Genomic DNA, 17,709 nt, shown 5'->3' on the forward strand with positions numbered 1-17,709 from the left:
CTACGGGCCCCTTTCTGCTTTTCCTGCTTAAGCGCTTGTAATTTCGCAGGGCTGCCCCCACATTAGGTCCAAGCATCATTTCCACCGGTTTCCGGCCATAAGGCCGCTGTAGAGGCGAAATCATGAAGACCACCCTCGACTTGCCTCTTTTGCCATTGCGCGATGTCGTCGTCTATCCGCACATGGTTATCCCGCTGTTCGTGGGGCGCGAAAAATCCATCGAGGCCCTCGAGGCCGCGATGACGGGCGAAAAGCAGATCCTGCTGCTGGCCCAGAAGAATCCAGCCGATGATGATCCAGGTGAAGACGCCCTGTATCGCGTGGGCACCATTGCCACTGTTCTGCAGCTGCTGAAACTGCCCGACGGTACCGTCAAGGTGCTGGTCGAGGGTGAGCAGCGCGGCGCGGTCGAGCGTTTCACTGAAGTCGATGGGCATGTGCGTGCCGAAGTCAGCCTGATCGATGAAATCGACGCACCTGAACGTGAGTCGGAAGTCTTCGTACGCAGCCTGCTGTCGCAGTTCGAGCAATACGTGCAGTTGGGCAAGAAGGTGCCAGCCGAAGTGCTGTCCTCGCTCAACAGCATCGAAGAGCCTGGGCGCCTGGTCGATACCATGGCCGCGCACATGGCGCTGAAGATCGAGCAAAAGCAAGAGATCCTCGAGATCGTCGACCTGCAGACACGTGTCGAACACGTGCTGGCCCTGCTGGACGCGGAAATCGACCTGTTGCAGGTTGAGAAGCGTATCCGTGGTCGGGTCAAGAAGCAGATGGAGCGCAGCCAGCGCGAGTACTACCTGAATGAGCAGATGAAGGCCATTCAGAAAGAGCTCGGCGATGGCGATGAAGGTCACAACGAAGTCGAAGAGCTGAAAAAGCGTATCGACGCCGCTGGCCTGCCTAAAGATGCCCTGGCCAAGGCCCAGGCCGAGCTGAACAAGCTCAAGCAAATGTCGCCGATGTCGGCCGAAGCCACCGTGGTCCGTTCCTACCTGGACTGGCTGGTGCAGGTGCCGTGGAAGGCGCAGAGCAAGGTGCGTCTCGATCTGACCAAGGCCGAGGAAATCCTCGACGCCGACCACTACGGTCTGGAGGAGGTCAAGGAGCGCATCCTTGAGTACCTCGCCGTGCAAAAGCGGGTGAAGAAGATCCGTGGTCCGGTGTTATGCCTGGTCGGTCCTCCGGGTGTCGGCAAGACCTCGCTGGCCGAGTCGATCGCCGCTGCGACCAACCGCAAGTTCGTGCGCATGGCCCTTGGTGGGGTGCGTGACGAGGCTGAGATCCGTGGCCACCGCCGCACCTACATCGGTTCCATGCCCGGTCGTCTGATTCAGAAAATGACCAAGGTGGGTGTACGCAATCCGCTGTTCTTGCTCGATGAAATCGACAAGATGGGCAGCGACATGCGTGGCGACCCGGCATCGGCGCTGCTGGAGGTGCTCGACCCCGAGCAGAACCACAATTTCAACGATCACTACCTGGAGGTCGACTACGACCTGTCGGATGTGATGTTCCTGTGCACCTCCAACTCGATGAACATCCCGCCGGCGCTGCTTGACCGGATGGAAGTGATCCGCCTGCCGGGTTACACCGAGGACGAGAAGATCAACATCGCGGTCAAGTACCTGGTGCCCAAGCAGGTCAAGGCCAACGGTTTGAAGAAGGATGAGCTTGAGGTCGACGTCAGTGCGATCCGCGACATCATTCGTTACTACACCCGTGAAGCTGGCGTGCGTGGCCTGGAGCGGCAAATTGCCAAGGTCTGCCGCAAGGTGGTCAAGGAGCACACCGGGCAGAAACTGGTGAAGGTCAAGGTCACTGGCGAGCAGCTTGAGCAGCTGCTGGGTGTGCGCAAGTTCCGCTACGGCCTGGCCGAGCAGCAGGACCAGATTGGCCAGGTCACCGGCCTTGCCTGGACCCAGGTGGGCGGCGAATTGCTGACCATCGAAGCGGTGGTCATCCCGGGCAAAGGCCAGTTGATCAAGACCGGTTCGCTGGGCGATGTGATGGTCGAATCGATCACTGCCGCGCAGACCGTGGTGCGTAGCCGTGCCCGCAGCCTGGGGATTGCCGCTGACTTCCACGAGAAGCGTGATGTGCACATCCACATGCCCGAGGGCGCCACGCCCAAGGATGGCCCGAGTGCCGGTATTGGCATGTGCACTGCACTGGTCTCGGCCCTGACCCAGATCCCGGTGCGGGCAGATGTCGCGATGACCGGCGAAATCACCCTGCGCGGGCAGGTTCTGGCCATTGGTGGTTTGAAGGAAAAACTGCTCGCAGCGCACCGTGGTGGGATCAAGACCGTGATCATTCCCGAGGAGAATGTTCGCGATCTGAAGGAGATTCCGGAAAATATCAAACAGGATCTTCAGATCAAACCGGTCAAATGGATTGACGAAGTCCTCCAAATTGCGCTGCAATACGCCCCGGAGCCCTTGCCAGATGTGGCTCCTGAGATTGTCGCGAAAGATGACAAGCGCGACAGCGATGCCAAGGAAAGAATCAGCACGCACTAATCCGTTTCTCGCTGGGGGGCTTTCCTTGACAGTTTTTTCGGGCCCTTGTTATAAAGCGGCACGCCAGTGTCAACAGGCCACCCAGCGCTAGTTTCATACGCTTTTCATTACATACTTAGAAACAAACTCAAATAGAGATATAAGGGGACTTAGAGTGAACAAGTCGGAACTGATTGACGCTATCGCCACATCTGCTGATATTTCGAAAGCCACCGCCGGCAAGGCGCTGGACGCCGTAATCGAATCCGTCACCGGCGCCCTGAAGCAAGGTGATGACGTGGTACTGGTAGGCTTCGGTACTTTCTCCGTCAAGGATCGCGCTGAGCGCACCGGCCGCAACCCGCAAACCGGTAAGGCGATCAAGATCGCAGCTGCCAAGGTTCCAGGTTTCAAAGCTGGTAAAGGCTTGAAAGACGCCGTCAACTAAGTCGTCTCTTTCAGCCGGTCCGGGCGCCGCCAGGGCCGACCGCGTGACGGCGGGACGCAAACGTTCCCGCCCGACACGCTCGCTTCGAGAAGGCGCATCTTCGGATGCGCCTTTCTTCTATCAGGACTCTACCCACGCTCCGCGGTTGACGACGCAGTGGTACAACCGTTTCTGGGGGACGCATGCTGCAGAATATCCGGGACAATTCACAAGGTTGGATTGCCAAGTCCATCATCGGCCTTATCGTCGTGTTGATGGCGTTGACTGGCTTCGAGGCCATTTTCCAGGCCGCCAGCCATAGCCAGGACGCCGCCAAGGTGAACGGCCAGACCATCAGCCAGAACGAGCTGAGCCAGGCCGTCGACATGCAGCGCCGCCAGCTGATACAACAGCTGGGCAAGGATTTCGATCCTGCTCTGCTGGATGAGAAAATGTTGCGCGAAGCCGCGCTCAAAGGGCTGATCGATCGCAAACTGCTGTTGCAGGGTGCCGAAGACGCCAAGTTCGCATTCTCCGAGGCTGCACTGGATCAAGTGATCCTGCAAACGCCGGAGTTCCAGGTTGACGGCAAGTTCGACGCCAACCGCTTCGACCAGGTCATCCGCCAGATGGGCTACGGTCGCATGCAGTTCCGTGACATGCTCGCCGAAGAAATGCTCATCGGCCAGCTGCGCACCGGGCTAGCCGGTAGCAGCTTCGTCACCGACAAGCAGGTCGATGCGTTTGCCCGCCTGGAAAAGCAGACCCGTGATTTCGCTTCGCTGACCTTCAAGGCCAACCCGGCATCGGTCAACGTCAGCGACGACGAGGTCAAGGCCCATTACGAGCAGCACGCCAAAGAGTTCATGACGCCTGATCAGGTAGTCATCGACTATATCGAGCTGAAGAAGTCGGCGTTCTTCGACCAGGTCAAGGTCAACGAAGACGAGCTCAAGGCGCTGTACGAGAAAGAAATCGCCAACCTGTCCGAGCAACGCCATGCCGCGCACATCCTCATCGATGTCAACGACAAGGTCAGCGAAGCCCAGGCCAAGGCGCGTATCGAAGAGATCCAGCAACGTCTGGCCAAGGGTGAAGACTTCGCCAAACTGGCCAAGGAGTTCTCCCAGGATCCAGGTTCCGCGACCACCGGTGGTGACCTTGGCTTCGCAGGGCCTGGCGTCTACGACCCAGCCTTCGAAGATGCGCTGTACAAGCTGAGCAAGGACCAGGTCTCCGAGCCAGTGCGCACAGAGTACGGCTATCACCTGATCAAGCTGCTGGGCGTCGAGGCACCTGAAGTGCCGAGCTTTGCCAGCCTGAAAGACAAGCTGACGCGTGAGCTCAAGACCCAGCAGGTCGAACAGCGCTTCGTCGAAGTGACCAAGGAACTCGAAGATGCTGCCTTCGAAGCCTCCGACCTGGCCCAACCGGCCCAGGACCTGGGCTTGAAAGTGCAGACCTCGGCGCCGTTCGGTCGTGAAGGTGGCGAAGGCATCACCGCCAACCGTGCGGTAGTCCAGGCAGCCTTCAGCGAAGAAGTGATCGATGAAGGTTCCAACAGCAACGCCATCGAGCTCGATCCGGAAACCGTGATCGTGCTGCGCGCCAAGGAACACCGCAAGCCAGAGCAACTGCCGCTGGAAGCGGTAGCCAAGAACATCCGCGAGCACCTGGCCAAAGAGAAGGCGACCGCCGAACTCAAAGCCAAGGCTGACAAGCTGATTGCAGGTCTGCGTGATGGCTCGATCGCTGCCGGCACCGCCCACGAAGGTCAGAGCTGGAAGGTCCAGGAAGCGGTCACCCGTGGCCAGGACGGCATCGACCCGCTCGAGCTGCAGGCGGTATTCCGCCTGGCCAAGCCAGCCGCCAAGGACAAGCCGGAATACGGCAGTGTGGTCCTGGCCGATGGCAGCCTGGTGGTAGTGCAGCTCAAAGGCGTCAACGAAGGCGCTGCGGCCACTGACGAGGAGAAGCAGCAGATCCGTCGCTACCTCGCCTCGCGTGCAGGCCAGCAGGACTTTGCCGCCTACCGCAAGCAGCTGGAAGCCAATGCCGATATCACGCGCTACTGAGTGATCATTGGATAACCAGACAGGCCGCTTTTGCGGCCTGTCTGCTTTGCGCGATCTGAACTACCATGCCGACCTCATCGCGCGGCTAGCCCAGAGGCATCGCCTGGCTAGCTGAGCGACCTCGTGGGAGCGGGCTAGCCGCGCGATGCTCAGCTTGCATCAACGCCGTGTCCCTTCGTAGTTATCCAGCGTATCGCGTGCAATCTCCCGCCCCAGCGCAATCAACTCCGGCGCCTTGTAGAACTCGAAGAACTGACACACCCGCTTGGGTACGTTGATCAGTACATCCGGCGGATAGCCGGCGATCTTGTATTGGGCCAGCGAGGTCTGCATCACTTCAAAACTTTGGTTGATCAGGTCCAGCAACGACGCAGGTCCCACGTTGTCGATGATGAACGAGCCGGTCGCCGACTTTGGCGCGCCGCTGCTTTCCGGCGCCGCCGCCGGTTGCTGGCCTTCAGGTTCGGCCGAGTCACTGAGCCAGGGGTTGGGCGGCGCCATGCCCTCGGCAGCGATCTCCTGTTCGATGCGGATCATCTGCTCGGCCGGCTTGCGTCGAAACGGCAGGCGCGAGCCTACCGAGTTGATCAAGGAATCAAAGCGCTTCTTGAACGCTGCTGGGCGCTCGATCACGGGCAGTTGATACTGCTTCTGGTTGGTGGCGTTGAGGTTGACCGCGATGATCAGGTCGCAGTGGCTGGACACCACCGGCACGATTGGCAGCGGGTTGAGGATGCCGCCGTCCACCAGCATACGATTGCCTTGCACCACGGGCGTGAACAGGCTGGGGATCGCCGCCGAAGCGCGCATGGCCTGATGCAGGCAACCTTCCTGGAACCAGATCTCCTGTTGGTTGGTAAGATCGGTGGCTACCGCGGTATAGGGGATGCGCAGCTGCTCGATGTTGATCTCGCCCACGATCTTGCGGATCTGGCCAAACACCTTATCGCCCCGAATGGCGCCAAGGCGAAAGCTCACATCGACCAAGCGCAACACATCCAAGTAGTCCAGGCTTTCGATCCAGTGCCGGTATTCGTCGAGCTTGCCAGCGGCGTAGATGCCACCGACCACGGCACCCATGGAGCAGCCGGCGATGCAGGCGATGTCATAGCCGCGTCGCTCGATTTCTTCGATCACACCAATGTGGGCATAGCCCCGTGCACCACCTGATCCCAGCACCAACGCGACACGTTTGCTCATAGAATTCCCCCGCAGCTGTGCAACCATGGTCCAACAATGCACCCATTGCACCCTGTGCTTCAATGGACGCCGTGCTGAGCTACGCTGAACAGGGCACTTTTCCCTAGCCTGAGCGTCGAACGGCCACTGACTTTTTCACCTTTGGAGTATTACCGATGAAAGCCTGGATCTGCCTTCCACTGATCGCCCTGGCCCTGGCTGGCTGCGCGGGCAAGACGGCCTACCGTGACAGCTGCGCGACCCAGTTGGATGCCGCCTGGAAGGAGCTTGACCTGGCCAAGGCCGAAGGCTTTGCCGGCACTGTCAGCTACTCCAAGGCGTTATCGCTGCTGACCGGTGCCAAGACCCAGCAGCAGTTCGAAGGGTTCGAGGGTTGCACCAAGAAAGCCGAGAAGGCGCGGTTCTACATTCGTGAGTCGCGCGCGGGTCGTTGATCAAGGAGCCTTGAATGTCTGCCATGCTCGATCATGTCGTCGCGCAACTATTGACCTTGCAAGTACGCCTGCTGGCCTGCCGCGAGCGCTTGGCAGGCGATGTCGACAGCGAGGCGCTGCATGACCTGCGCACCACCACCCGGCGCTTGCGCAGCCTGCTCAGGCCGTTACGCGGCCTGCCAGGGGTCGAACAGCTGGAAGATGCCGCTGGGGCCCTGGGCGACCTGACTACGCCACTGCGCGACCGTGAGGTGCTGGCCGATCAGTTGCTCGAGCGCGGTTACCAGCAGGCCGGTCAAGCGCGTTTGCAGGGCAGGGCGCGCACCTTCGCCAGCGTGGCCGGCAGCGCTCAGCTCACGCGCATGCTGGCGATTGTCGATGCCTTCCCGCTGTTTCTGCGTGCGGCCGATCGTGAAGGGCTCGCCGATCGGCTCAAGCGGCGCATCGACAAACGCCTGACCAAGCAATGGCGCAAGCTGGAAAAGGGGTTGAAGGATCCGGCCCATGATCGCCATCGGCTGCGGCTGCTGATCAAACGGGTGCGCTATGGCGACGAAGCCTACCCGCAGCTCGATCACGCTGGGCGCAAGCTGCAGCGGTTGCTCAAGCGCGCCCAGGGCGACCTGGGCGACTGGCATGACCGCGTTCAGTGGCTGTCGCAGGTGCCGAGGCATGCCGATCTTGCGTCGTGCCAGGTGGCCTGGGAACAAGAGCTGCAGGAGGCTGAGCAGCAGTCTGATGTCACCCTGCAGAAGCTGCAGGATGCCTTGGCGCGACGATAGCCCGCTGAAATGACCGATATGCGGGCTGCTGTGTGCAGGTTCGCTGGCTAACATCGGAGTTTTCCTGCAAAAGCCGAGGGCATCATGAATTTCACTCAATTGCTGGTTGCGGTGCGCGAGCACCCCGAATCGGTGTGCGTGCCCGCCAGCTGGGCTCAGGGGCGGGCGGCGTTTGGCGGTCTGATGGCCGCGCTGGTGTACCAAGCCATGCGCTTGAAGCTGACAGACGAGCGCCTGGTTCGCTCCCTGGCGATCACCTTCGTTGGGCCTGCTGCGCCTGATGTGCCGATCAGTTTCGAGGTCGAGGTGCTGCGTGAGGGCAAAGCCGTCAGCACCCTGCTTGGCCGTGCGGTGCAAGACGGCCAGGTGGTGACGCTGGTGCAGGGGAGTTTCGGTGCGGGACGAGCCTCAGAGGTCGAGGTGACGGCGCTGCCCGCGGTAGAGATGAAAGCGCTCGAGCAGAGTGCCCCCGAGCTGCCTTATATCAAGGGCATCACACCGGAGTTCATGCGCCACGTGGCGCTGCGCTGGGCTATCGGCGGGTTGCCTTTTACCGGCAACGCTTCGCGGCAAATGGGCGGTTGGGTGCGCCTGCGCGATGTCGAGCAGGGGCCGGTCAACGAATCGCACCTGCTGGCCCTGGTGGATGCCTGGCCGCCTAGCTTGATGCCGTTTCTCAAGCGGCCCGCTGCGGGCAGCACGTTGACCTGGACCATCGAGTTCGTCCAGCCGACACCGACCCTGTCGACCCTGGACTGGTGCCGCTATTGCGTCGAGACCGAGCACGCCAAAGACGGTTACGGCCACGCCTCGGCCGCGCTGTGGAGCGCCGAGGGTGAGTTACTGGCGCTAAGCCGGCAAACGGTCACGGTGTTCGCTTAACGCCGGTGCTTGTGCCGTTCGCGCCAGGCCCGCCACCAGGCGCCACTCAAAAGGAAGCGGGGAAAGGTGATGAATTGCTCGGTGAGCAGGCGCTGCACGGCGTCCTTGCGATTGGCGAAAGGCTCTGGCTGCTCGGCTTCCAGGCGATGCCCTTGGCGTTGTAGCCCAAGCCCGGCAATCAGGGCGATGATGCCCACAGCGATCTGCCCCAGATCCAGGCCGAACAGCCCGGACAGCACCAGCAAGGCGCCGAGGATGAACAGCGGCACGGCAATCAGGTGCAGTACCAGGTTGGCCGGGTGACGGTGATTGTGGTGATAGCCGCGCCATTGCCAGGCGGGCAGGTTGGGCAGGCGTTTGCTCATGGACAATTCCTCAGGGTCATGTCCAAAGCTTAGTGCGGCCCCCGCCAGGGGGCCAATCGAGGCTGGCTATGATGACTATAGCTTGAGCTGGCCGATGGCCTTGCTCAGTTCCCCGGCGAGGGTCGCCAGTTCGCTGCTGGTGGTCGCCGAGCCGACCGTCTGCTGCACGGTCTGTTCGGTCACGTCGCGAATGCTCACCACAGCCCGATTCATCTCTTCGGCGACTTGGCTCTGTTGCTCGGCAGCTACCGCTATCTGGGTATTGCTCTCACGCATCTGTGCTACGGCGCTGGTGATTTCCGCCAGCGACTCACCCGCCTCCTGGGCCTGCTTGACGCAGTCGTCGGCCTTGTACGAGCTCTCCTGCATAAACTCCACCGCATCGCGTGTGCCCGATTGCAGCGCAGCGACCATGCCGGTGATTTCATCGGTGGAGGTTTGCACGCGCTTGGCCAGGTTGCGCACCTCGTCGGCGACCACTGCGAAGCCGCGACCGAGGTCGCCCGCCCGCGCGGCTTCAATCGCAGCATTGAGCGCCAGCAGATTGGTCTGCTCGGCAATACTGTGGATCACCCCAACCACGCCATTGATCTTCTGGCTGTCTTCGGCCAACTGGCGGATCATTTCGGCGGTCTGTTGCACGCCGCTGGACAGGCCGGAAATCGAATCCTGCACCCGGCTGACCACAACCTGGCCGCTGCCTGCCAGACTATCGGCGGTTTGCGAGAGGTCACGGGTGGCGCCGGCGTGCTGGGCGATATGATGCACGGTGGCCGACATCTCGTTGATCGCTGTCGCCGCCTGATCGGTCTCGCTCTGTTGGCCGATCATGCCGTGGCGCACCTCGTTCATGCTCGCCGCCAGGCGCGCCGCGCCGGAGTCGAGCTGCGCGGCGGTGCGGGCGACGGTGCTGACGACCCGGTGATAGGTCGACTGCATGGCATTGAAGGCGCCAGCCATCTGCCCGACCTCGTCGCCACAGGCCAGTGGCACCCGCGCCGACAGGTCGCCAGTCTTCTCCACATGCAGCATCACATCCTTGAGAGTGTTGAGCTGGCTGAGCAGGAAGCGGATCAACAATTGCGAGGCACAGAGCATCGCCAGCATCAGGATGGCTACGCACACCGCATAGTTGCCGAAACGGTCGAAGAACACCTGGCGCAGGCTCGGCGACTGGGCCAGAACAGCCAGCTGCTGATCGCCCTGGCGCACAACCTGGGCGCCGCGCAGTGGATTGTCGCCAAGGATCCACGCGCTGGGTAACTCGACCCAGCCTTGGGCGTCCTTGGGTAGCATCAGGGGTTCGCCAGCAATGCTCGGTGTTTGCCCCGGCTGCCAGCTGATCACGTTGCTTTGCTTGGGCAGTTGCTGTGCGCTGGGCCAGGCTGCCAGCAGCTGCGCCTGGGCTTGCGCTTGTGCGCGTGCGCCCTCGGCGCGGGCCTGTTGCTCCAGGTGCACGGCATACAGCACCAGCAACAGGGTGGTGACGAAGGCCACCGCATTGACGGCCCAGAACTTGTACTTCAGGGAAATATTGCTAAGCCAGGCACCCATCGTAGGTCTTCTCTGAGTTGAGCGGAAACAGTATTGGCAAGGTGCCATCATTGTGTCCGAGCGGCTCAGTGGGGGTCTTGATGTGCGTCAAGAAAGCGCAGGGGGAATCTGTCAGTTGCGCGGTGCTCTTTTCGCGGGCAAGCCCGCTCCCACAGGTTCCGCGCAGGATTGGAAATCTGCGCTTAGCCTGGGGGAGCGGGCTTGCCCGCGAAAACAACGACTCGATTTCAAGGCAAATCGAAGAACTGCCGGGCGCATTCGCTGGTATGTCGAGCCGTATGCTCTGGCGCTTCGCCCCGATGCAAGGCCACCTCGTGTAGCACCTGGGGCAAGAACGCCGGTTCATTGCGGCCATTTTTTGGTTTGGGCCGCAAGCTGCGTGGCAACAGGTAGGGCGCATCACTTTCCAGCATCAGTCGCCCTTCGCGAATATTGCCCACCAGCGGATGCAGATGAGTACCGCGGCGCTCATCGCAGATCCAGCCGGTGATGCCGATGTGCAGGTCCATGTCCAGATAGGCGAACAGCGCCTCACGCTCACCGGTGAAACAATGCACCACGGCGGCCGGCAGGTGATCGCGATAGTCCTTGAGAATGGCCAGCAGGCGCTCGCTGGCGTCACGCTCATGCAGGAATACCGGCAGCTGCAGTTCCGCGGCCAGGCTCAGTTGCGCCTCCAGGGCTTTTTCCTGCAGCGGGCGAGGGGAGAAGTCGCGGTTGAAGTCCAGGCCGCATTCGCCCACGGCCTTGACCCGAGGTTGTTCGAGCAACTGGCGCAAGCGACGTTCACTGGCGTCATCCCAGCTCTTGGCGTCGTGCGGGTGGACACCTGCGGTCGAGAACAGCCGCTGCCCTTGCTCATCGAGTTGCTGGCACAGTTCCAGGGCCTGTTCGCTGACCGCCAGGCTGGTGCCGGTTACCACCATTTGCACCACGCCCGCTTGCACGGCCCGCTCGACGATCTCCGCCTGTTGGTCATGGAAGCTGCTGTTGGTCAGGTTGACGCCGATATCGATCAGTTGCATGGTGCTACCTCGTGCCGCGGGGCGGCCAGCATAGCAAAAACCGGGAATTTCAGGAAAAAGCCAAGAACTTCAAGCTGTTGCCATGGTCTTCTAGCGTCATTTGTCACGGACGCACTGGCCTTGATGGTTTCCGCCCACAGCCCTCGGACACGTTTTCGCATGCAGCGAACCTTGCTGACCCTACTGCTGATGATTGGCTTGCTCCTGCCTGGGGCGGCCAGCGCCCGCTTGCCAGGGCCGCAGCAGACTGCAAACAGCAATCAGCCTCGTGATCTGGCCCAGGTGCGCGCAACCAAGGTGCTGCGGGTGCTGGTCAATCAGAGCCGCAATAGCTCTGGCGAGGTCAAGGGCGAGCCGGTTGGTATCGAATATCACCGGCTCAGGGCGCTGGAGCACTACCTTAACGGCCGCGAAAGGGAAGGGCAGCTGATCCAGGTCAAACTGATTCCGCGGGCCAAGGAGCAGTTACTCGGCGCCTTGGCCCGGGGTGAGGGTGATCTCGCCGCTCCCGGCGAACTACTTGATCCGGGCGTGGTGCGCGGTGTCAGTACCAGCGCCCCGGTGCTCGATCAGGTGCCGTTGCTGCTGGTCGGGCGCAAGGGCGAACGCAGTTTCAGCCGGGTCGAGCAACTGTCCGGGCGGACCATCGCGCTGACCACGGCCAGTGCCGCCGGCGCGCTGATCCAGGACATCAACGAGCAGTTGGCCCTGCGCAAACGCGCGCCGATCAAGATCGAGTGGGTCGATCCGAGCTTGGCCATCGAAGACGTGTTGGAGATGGTCCAGGCCGGCATCTATCACCTGACAGTGGTGGAGCGGCCCATTGCCCAGCGCTGGGCGCGCGTGATGCCGCGTCTGCGTGTAGACACTCGCTTGAAGCTCGGCGAACCCCAGGCCATGCGTTGGTATGTCGGTCGCGATGCGCATCAGTTGCTGGCCACGGTCGACCGCTTCCTCGCGGGCTACCGCGCCCCAGACAACCAGGACGCCGCGTTCGAGCGCATTTATCGGCGTCAGTACCGGGTGCACAACCCATTGGCGCGCAAAGACCGCCAGCAATTGCAGACGCTGCGGGCGGTGCTGCAAAAGCATGGGCAGGCGCAACAGATCGACTGGCTCAACCTGGCTGCGCTGGCGTTCAAGGAGTCCACCCTCAATCCCGCCGCACGAGGGATGGGCGGCGCTCATGGATTGATGCAGATCACGCCCTCGGCAGCGCAACGGGTCGGGGTCAGTAACACCACCACGGTCGATGGCAATGTCCAGGCCAGCGCCCGCTACCTGGCGTTGATCCGGCGCAAGTTCTTCGCCAGCCCCAAGCTTAACGAGCGCGAGCGCATGGCGTTCATTCTGGCGGCTTACAACCTAGGCCCGGAGCGGGTGCAGGCGATGCGTGCCGAAGCGCGTCGGCGCGGACTCAATGGCAACCAGTGGTTCTTCCAGACCGAACGCATCGCCATGGAGCAGGTGGGCATGGGGCCGGTCAATTTCGTCAACAGCGTCAACAAGTACTTCCTGGCCTTCAATCGTGAGCGGGCTGCGCTAGAGCGCGTGGCAAAGCGTTAATGAATCGAATTATCCGATATTAATTACGCATATTATGCGATTTTACTATTGGTTAATTTGATTAAGATGGCGCCCATCCCAACCCAACATTGCTTGCCCTAAGGAAGATTTGAAATGAACTCCAACACCCTCAACTCGCTGTTCGTCACCCGTGCTGGCGCTGGCTTGAGCGTTATCCGCATCCTGGTCGGTCTGATCTTCATGGCCCACGGCGCACAGAAATTGTTCGGCCTGTTCGGTGGCTACGGCCTGGAAGGCACCGGGCAGTGGATGGAAAGCATCGGCCTGGCCCCGGGTTACCTGATGGCCCTGTTGTCGGGTAGCGCCGAGTTCTTCGGTGGTCTGGCACTGCTGATTGGCCTGCTGGTGCGCCCAGCTGCCCTGGCACTGACGGTGACCTTGGTGGTGGCGATCTTCTCGGTGCACATCGGCAATGGGCTGTTCATGTCAAACAACGGCTACGAGTTCGCCCTCGCGCTGATGGCAGGCACCGTGGCAGTGCTGATCGAAGGTGCCGGTCGCTTCTCCCTGGACCGCCTGATCGCCCGCTGACACAACGCTGTAAAGCCCATCCCTCAAGCTGCGAGTAAAGTCTACTTGCAGCTTGTCGTTTCACTCTCTAGGATACCGCTTGCGCCGATTTAAACAGCTACTTGCGGGGCGCAGGAAAGGCCCCCAGCCGGGTCATCCGAAATACCGCTAAAGCGCTGGTTCGGTGACGCCTCCCACCGCTGCCCAGCGGGATTTGCGAGGCGGAGAAATACTCCATGAGTTGTCCACGTACCAGTGTCTGCCTGACCCCCCTGCCTGCCAGCCAGGCCTCTCGCACACCGCGCATCCTGCTCGGTGGCCAGCATCAGCCTACCTTGTTGCGTCACCTCGATGGTTTCTCGCGACGCAAGGGCCAAGCCCGCGCTTTCCTCATCCAGTTCGCTGAAACCTGCGGCCTGCTCGAACAGTACGGCAGCGATCGCTTTGACCTCGCGGTGATCCAGTCGCCGGCAGCCGAAGACGCCGCCGAGGTTATCGGCCATCTCACCCGCATCGCCCGCCAAGGCCTGATTACCCGTCGTTGAGTAGCATGTCAGCGCCGGGCGTTTTTGGTTAAGCTCGGCCTCACTACGTCGGCACGCACAGGCGTTGAGGAGAATGCCGTTTGAGCACCAACATCATCACCACCGAAGGTCATCAGGCGCTCAAGCAAGAGCTCGACCATCTGTGGCGGGTCTACCGGCCGGAAATTACCCAGAAGGTTGCCTGGGCAGCGTCGCTGGGCGATCGCAGTGAAAACGCCGATTACCAGTACAACAAGAAGCTCTTGCGCGAGATTGATCGTCGCGTACGTTACCTGCGCAAGCGTCTTGAAGATGTCAAAGTGGTTGCCTATTCCCCCGAACAGGAAGGCAAAGTGTTCTTTGGCGCTTGGGTGGAAATCGAAAACGATGACGGCGAGACCCTGAAGTTTCGCATTGTCGGTTATGACGAGATCTATGGGCGCAACGACTACATTTCGATCGATTCGCCCATGGCCCGCGCGTTGCTCAAGAAGGAGGAGGGCGACGAGGTGGTGGTCAAGACGCCGACGGGGGATGCTACCTGGTATGTCAACAGCATCCGTTATCCGGCTGTGCAGGCGGATGCCTGAATAACTGAAGCTTCCAAGACTGGGGCCGCAAAGCAGCCCCAGTTCACAGTTGCGTTGAGCTCAAGTGTCGCGCAAAACCGCCAGAGGGCTGGCATTGAGCGCGCGCCGGGTGCCAATCACACCAGCACCCGCCACCAGCAATGCCCCCGCCAGCGGCAATGCCAGTAGCCATGGATGCGGACTCCACGGCAGGTCGAACGCGTAGCGATACAGCGCCCAGCTGATCAGCTCGCAACCCAGTGCCGCCAGGACGCCGCTGGCCGCCCCCAGCAAGCCGAACTCGATGCGCCGGGTCCTGACCAGCAAGGGCCTGGGCGCACCCAGCGCGCGCAGCAAGGCGCCTTGGTGAATGCGCTCATCCAGCGTTGCCTGTAGCCCGGCGAACAGCACTGCCAGGCCCGCCGCCAACACGAACAACAGCACATACTCCACCGCCAAGGTCACCTGGGCCAGGATGCTGCGCAATTGCTCGAGCAGCGCGTCGACCTGAAGAATGGTCGCGGCCGGGAACGCGCGGGACAGGGCGACCACTTCCTGGTCGTGACCCGCTGCCAGGTAGAAGCTGGTCAGGTAGGTGGTGGGCAGGCCCTGCAGGGTGCCGGGTTGGAAAATCATGTAGAAGTTGGGCTGGAAACTGTCCCAGTGCACCGAGCGCAAGCTGCTGACCCGTGCCTGGCGTTGCTGACCACCGATATCGAAATTGAGCAGGTCGCCCAGCTTCAGGTGCAGGCTGGCAGCAAGCTCCGCTTCTACCGAAACACCAGGGATGCCATCGCTTGCTGGAGTGGGTTGCCACCAACCACCTGAGGTCAAGGCATTGCCCTCGGGCAGCTCGGCGGCCCAGGTCAGGCTGAGGTCGCGTTGCACGGCGCGTTCACCGGTGGACTCCTTGCTCACCAGCTGGCGTACCGGCTCGTCGTTGATGTGCGTCAGCCGACCCGGGATCACCGGATACAACGGCGCCGAAGTGGCGTTAACCTCGCGCAAGCGCTGGATAAAAGCATCGCGTTCATCCGGTAGGATGTTCAGGGCGAAATGGTTGGGAGCATCTTTGGGCAGTTGCGCTTGCCAGGTATCCAACAGCTCGGCGCGCAGCAATGCGACCAAGCCCATGGCCAGTAGGATCAGGCCAAACGCCAGCGCTTGGCCGGCCGCCGCCAGCGGATGGCGCAGCAATTGGCCCAAGCCCAGCCGCCAAGTCAGGGGAGCGCCCGCCAGTAACCGGCGTAGGCTGCGTAAACCGAGCAGGAGCAAGCCGCCCAGTAGCAGCGCAGCGATCAGCCCGCCGCCGAGCAGGGCAAAGGTCAGCAGCAGATCCAGGCTCAGGCGCCACATGATCAGGCCCAGGGCGAATAGGGCAGCGCCATACACCAGCCAGCTGCTGGGCGGTACCGGCAGCAGATCGCGGCGCAACACCCGCAGCGGCGGCACACGGCCCAGTGCCGCCAACGGCGGCAGGGCAAAACCTGCAAGGGCGACCAGACCCGTGCCGATGCCAGCCAGCGCCGGGGTGATGCCACCGGGTGGAATGACGCTGGGCATCAGCCCGTGCAGCAGGCGAAACAGGCCCAGCTGTGCCAGCCAGCCGACCAGAGCCCCGGCCATTGCTGCCACCAGGCCCAGCGCAGCCAGTTGCACGCAGTACAGGCCCAGGGCCTGGCGGCGAGACAAGCCCAGACAGCGCAGCAGGGCGCTGGCGTCCAGGCGACGGGCCGCGTAGCGGCTGGCCGAGAGCGCCACGGCAACGCCTGCCAACAGCACCGCCACCAGGCTGGCCATGTTCAAGTAGCGCTCAGCCTTGCCCAGGGCGCCGCCGATTTGCCGGTTGCCATCGCGGGTATCGAGCAGGCGCTGGTTGGCGGCCAGATCCTTGTCGATGGCCTGGCGATACTGGCTCAACGTTTGCGCCTCGCCTCGCCATAGTTCGCGATAGCTGACCCGGCTGCCTGGCTGGATCACGCCGGTGCTTTGCAGGTCGTCGAGGTTCATCAGCACCCGCGGGGTGAGGCTGTAGAAATTGTTGGCGCGGTCTGGTTCGTAGGTCAGTACGCGGGTCATGCGCAAGCTCTTCATGCCAACATCGATGCTATCGCCTATCGCCAAACCCAGCGCCGCCAGCAGACGTGGCTCGACCCAGACCTCGCCGGCTGCTGGGCCACCCCCGGGCGCTTCCTGCGCATAGGGCGCTGCGGCGCTGCGTAGTTTTCCCCGCAGCGGGTAGGCAGTGTCGGCGGCCTTGATGCTGGAGAGCTGGATGCCGCTATCGCCCCCGACCACGCTGGTAAATTCCACCACCCGTGCATGGCGCAAACCCAGCGCCGTGCCGGCGTCGATCTGCTCCTGGCGAGCTGGCGAGCTGCCCTGCAGGACCAGATCTGCGCCGAGAAACTCGCTGGCGCGCAGCTGCATGGCGCCATTCAGGCGTGCGCCGAAATAGCCGATGGCGGTGCTGGCCGCCACGGCCACCAGCAGGGCGAAGAACAGCACGCGTACTTCACTGGCACGGGCGTCGCGCCAGAGCTGGCGCAGGGCCAGGGCGCACAGGCGCAGAAACGGCAATCGAGTCATCACGGCTCCAGGGGCGCCACCAGGCGCCCAGCGTCCAGGCGGATCAGGCGCCGGCAGCGCTTGGCCAGGCGTTCGTCATGGGTGACCAGAACCAAGGTGGTGCCGCGCTCTTTGTTCAGTTCGAACAACAGGTCGCTGATGCGCTCGCCGGTGTGGCTGTCCAGGTTGCCGGTAGGCTCGTCAGCGAACAGCACCGCTGGCTGCGCGGCGAACGCGCGGGCAATCGCCACTCGCTGCTGCTCACCGCCTGAAAGCTGGCGCGGGGTATGAGTCAGGCGTTTGCCCAGGCCAACCCGTTCGAGCAGGCTGCGCGCATGCTCGCGGGCATCGTGGCGGCCATCGAGCTCCAGCGGCAGCATGACGTTTTCCAGTGCATTGAGGCTGTCGAGCAATTGGAACGACTGGAACACGAAGCTGACATGCTCGGCGCGCACCCGCGCCCGTTGATCTTCATCCAGCGGCCCCAGGTCGTGACCTGCAAGGATCACCGTACCGGCGCTAGGGCGGTCCAGGCCTGCGAGCAAGCCCAGCAGGGTCGATTTGCCCGATCCCGAAGCGCCGACGATGGCCAGGCTGTCGCCCTGGTTCAGATCGAGGGAGAGTGCGTGGAGGATGGTCAGGTCGCCTTCCGCACTGGGAACCACTTTGCTAAGGTGCTGCGCAACGAGAATGCTTGGGCCCATGGAGA

The 17,709-nt window shown here is 62.1% G+C and carries 16 protein-coding genes; 10 read left to right on the plus strand and 6 right to left on the minus strand.

Going from position 1 to position 17,709, the window contains the following annotated elements; all coding sequences use genetic code 11:
- Positions 1-122 precede the first annotated feature (122 nt).
- From lon to ACI2JX_RS02825, 3 genes are all read left to right on the plus strand, one after another.
- Positions 123-2,519 (plus strand): endopeptidase La, encoded by a 2,397-nt coding sequence (gene lon, locus ACI2JX_RS02815; RefSeq protein WP_186555006.1) that lies wholly within the window; start codon positions 123-125, stop codon positions 2,517-2,519.
- Between the two features lie 154 nt (positions 2,520-2,673).
- A complete protein-coding gene (locus ACI2JX_RS02820) occupies positions 2,674-2,946 on the plus strand; it encodes an HU family DNA-binding protein (protein WP_264235495.1) in 273 nt (90 codons plus the stop codon).
- A gap of 182 nt (positions 2,947-3,128) precedes the next feature.
- Positions 3,129-5,000: a SurA N-terminal domain-containing protein gene (locus ACI2JX_RS02825; RefSeq protein WP_404689326.1), complete on the plus strand. Its 1,872-nt coding sequence runs from the start codon at positions 3,129-3,131 to the stop codon at positions 4,998-5,000.
- 159 nt (positions 5,001-5,159) lie between these two features.
- On the opposite strand, the gene ACI2JX_RS02830 is transcribed toward ACI2JX_RS02825, so the two are convergent.
- The gene (locus ACI2JX_RS02830) at positions 5,160-6,200 is read right to left on the minus strand and encodes a patatin-like phospholipase family protein (protein ID WP_264235497.1); all 1,041 of its coding nucleotides are present in this window, start codon (positions 6,198-6,200) and stop codon (positions 5,160-5,162) included.
- Positions 6,201-6,355: 155 nt separating this feature from the next.
- Between ACI2JX_RS02830 and ACI2JX_RS02835 the strand changes: the two genes are divergently transcribed.
- The 3 genes from ACI2JX_RS02835 to ACI2JX_RS02845 all read left to right on the plus strand — a co-directional run bounded on the left by ACI2JX_RS02835 (position 6,356) and on the right by ACI2JX_RS02845 (position 8,298).
- Positions 6,356-6,634, plus strand: a complete 279-nt coding sequence (locus ACI2JX_RS02835) for a hypothetical protein (protein WP_027593946.1) — start codon at positions 6,356-6,358, stop codon at positions 6,632-6,634.
- A gap of 14 nt (positions 6,635-6,648) precedes the next feature.
- The gene (locus ACI2JX_RS02840; RefSeq protein ID WP_264235500.1) at positions 6,649-7,416 is read left to right on the plus strand and encodes a CHAD domain-containing protein; all 768 of its coding nucleotides are present in this window, start codon (positions 6,649-6,651) and stop codon (positions 7,414-7,416) included.
- An 84-nt stretch (positions 7,417-7,500) separates the two neighbouring features.
- Entirely contained in the window at positions 7,501-8,298 is a 798-nt protein-coding gene (locus ACI2JX_RS02845; protein WP_404689327.1) for an acyl-CoA thioesterase, read from the plus strand.
- Here ACI2JX_RS02845 and ACI2JX_RS02850 read toward each other — a convergent pair.
- The 3 genes from ACI2JX_RS02850 to ACI2JX_RS02860 form a co-directional block, all read right to left on the minus strand.
- Complete coding sequence (locus ACI2JX_RS02850) at positions 8,295-8,663, minus strand: Mpo1-like protein (RefSeq protein ID WP_186555001.1); 369 nt, start codon at positions 8,661-8,663, stop codon at positions 8,295-8,297. The genes ACI2JX_RS02845 and ACI2JX_RS02850 overlap by 4 nt on opposite strands.
- A 75-nt stretch (positions 8,664-8,738) precedes the next feature.
- Positions 8,739-10,217 carry a methyl-accepting chemotaxis protein gene (locus tag ACI2JX_RS02855; protein WP_264235502.1) on the minus strand — a complete coding sequence of 493 codons (1,479 nt, stop codon included), beginning with the start codon at positions 10,215-10,217 and terminating at the stop codon, positions 8,739-8,741.
- A gap of 227 nt (positions 10,218-10,444) precedes the next feature.
- Positions 10,445-11,242, minus strand: coding sequence for a TatD family hydrolase (locus ACI2JX_RS02860; protein WP_404689328.1), 798 nt, complete (start codon positions 11,240-11,242; stop codon positions 10,445-10,447).
- Between the two features lie 159 nt (positions 11,243-11,401).
- On the opposite strand from ACI2JX_RS02860, the gene ACI2JX_RS02865 reads away from it, so the two are divergent.
- The 4 genes from ACI2JX_RS02865 to greB all read left to right on the plus strand — a co-directional run bounded on the left by ACI2JX_RS02865 (position 11,402) and on the right by greB (position 14,453).
- Positions 11,402-12,808, plus strand: coding sequence for a transglycosylase SLT domain-containing protein (locus tag ACI2JX_RS02865; RefSeq protein WP_264235505.1), 1,407 nt, complete (start codon positions 11,402-11,404; stop codon positions 12,806-12,808).
- Positions 12,809-12,922: 114 nt separating this feature from the next.
- Positions 12,923-13,360, plus strand: a complete 438-nt coding sequence (locus ACI2JX_RS02870; protein WP_186554997.1) for a DoxX family protein — start codon at positions 12,923-12,925, stop codon at positions 13,358-13,360.
- Positions 13,361-13,575: 215 nt separating this feature from the next.
- Positions 13,576-13,884: a hypothetical protein gene (locus tag ACI2JX_RS02875; protein ID WP_186554996.1), complete on the plus strand. Its 309-nt coding sequence runs from the start codon at positions 13,576-13,578 to the stop codon at positions 13,882-13,884.
- 80 nt (positions 13,885-13,964) lie between these two features.
- A complete protein-coding gene (greB, locus tag ACI2JX_RS02880; protein WP_264235508.1) occupies positions 13,965-14,453 on the plus strand; it encodes a transcription elongation factor GreB in 489 nt (162 codons plus the stop codon).
- A 60-nt stretch (positions 14,454-14,513) separates the two neighbouring features.
- Here greB and ACI2JX_RS02885 read toward each other — a convergent pair whose 3' ends face one another.
- Together ACI2JX_RS02885 and ACI2JX_RS02890 are read right to left on the minus strand one after the other, a co-directional pair.
- On the minus strand, positions 14,514-17,021 hold the full coding sequence (locus ACI2JX_RS02885) for an ABC transporter permease (protein ID WP_404689329.1): 2,508 nt from the start codon (positions 17,019-17,021) through the stop codon (positions 14,514-14,516).
- Entirely contained in the window at positions 17,021-17,704 is a 684-nt protein-coding gene (locus ACI2JX_RS02890; RefSeq protein ID WP_404689330.1) for an ABC transporter ATP-binding protein, read from the minus strand. Before ACI2JX_RS02890 ends, ACI2JX_RS02885 begins: the two co-directional genes overlap by 1 nt.
- Between the last annotated feature and the right edge of the window lie 5 nt (positions 17,705-17,709).

This window comes from Pseudomonas sp. NPDC088890 (genome assembly GCF_044900155.1).
GTDB classification, from domain to species: Bacteria; Pseudomonadota; Gammaproteobacteria; order Pseudomonadales; family Pseudomonadaceae; genus Aquipseudomonas; species Aquipseudomonas urmiensis.

Bases quoted from the DNA above. Each gene is read 5' to 3' on its own strand.
- lon (WP_186555006.1), top strand. From the start codon at position 123: ATGAAGACCACCCTCGACTTGCCTCTTTTGCCATTGCGCGATGTCGTC.
- ACI2JX_RS02825 (WP_404689326.1), top strand. From the start codon at position 3,129: ATGCTGCAGAATATCCGGGACAATTCACAAGGTTGGATTGCCAAGTCC.
- ACI2JX_RS02830 (WP_264235497.1), bottom strand. From the start codon at position 6,200: ATGAGCAAACGTGTCGCGTTGGTGCTGGGATCAGGTGGTGCACGGGGC.
- ACI2JX_RS02835 (WP_027593946.1), top strand. From the start codon at position 6,356: ATGAAAGCCTGGATCTGCCTTCCACTGATCGCCCTGGCCCTGGCTGGC.
- ACI2JX_RS02840 (WP_264235500.1), top strand. From the start codon at position 6,649: ATGTCTGCCATGCTCGATCATGTCGTCGCGCAACTATTGACCTTGCAA.
- ACI2JX_RS02845 (WP_404689327.1), top strand. From the start codon at position 7,501: ATGAATTTCACTCAATTGCTGGTTGCGGTGCGCGAGCACCCCGAATCG.
- ACI2JX_RS02850 (WP_186555001.1), bottom strand. From the start codon at position 8,663: ATGAGCAAACGCCTGCCCAACCTGCCCGCCTGGCAATGGCGCGGCTAT.
- ACI2JX_RS02855 (WP_264235502.1), bottom strand. From the start codon at position 10,217: ATGGGTGCCTGGCTTAGCAATATTTCCCTGAAGTACAAGTTCTGGGCC.
- ACI2JX_RS02860 (WP_404689328.1), bottom strand. From the start codon at position 11,242: ATGCAACTGATCGATATCGGCGTCAACCTGACCAACAGCAGCTTCCAT.
- ACI2JX_RS02865 (WP_264235505.1), top strand. From the start codon at position 11,402: ATGCAGCGAACCTTGCTGACCCTACTGCTGATGATTGGCTTGCTCCTG.
- ACI2JX_RS02870 (WP_186554997.1), top strand. From the start codon at position 12,923: ATGAACTCCAACACCCTCAACTCGCTGTTCGTCACCCGTGCTGGCGCT.
- ACI2JX_RS02875 (WP_186554996.1), top strand. From the start codon at position 13,576: ATGAGTTGTCCACGTACCAGTGTCTGCCTGACCCCCCTGCCTGCCAGC.
- ACI2JX_RS02885 (WP_404689329.1), bottom strand. From the start codon at position 17,021: ATGACTCGATTGCCGTTTCTGCGCCTGTGCGCCCTGGCCCTGCGCCAG.
- ACI2JX_RS02890 (WP_404689330.1), bottom strand. From the start codon at position 17,704: ATGGGCCCAAGCATTCTCGTTGCGCAGCACCTTAGCAAAGTGGTTCCC.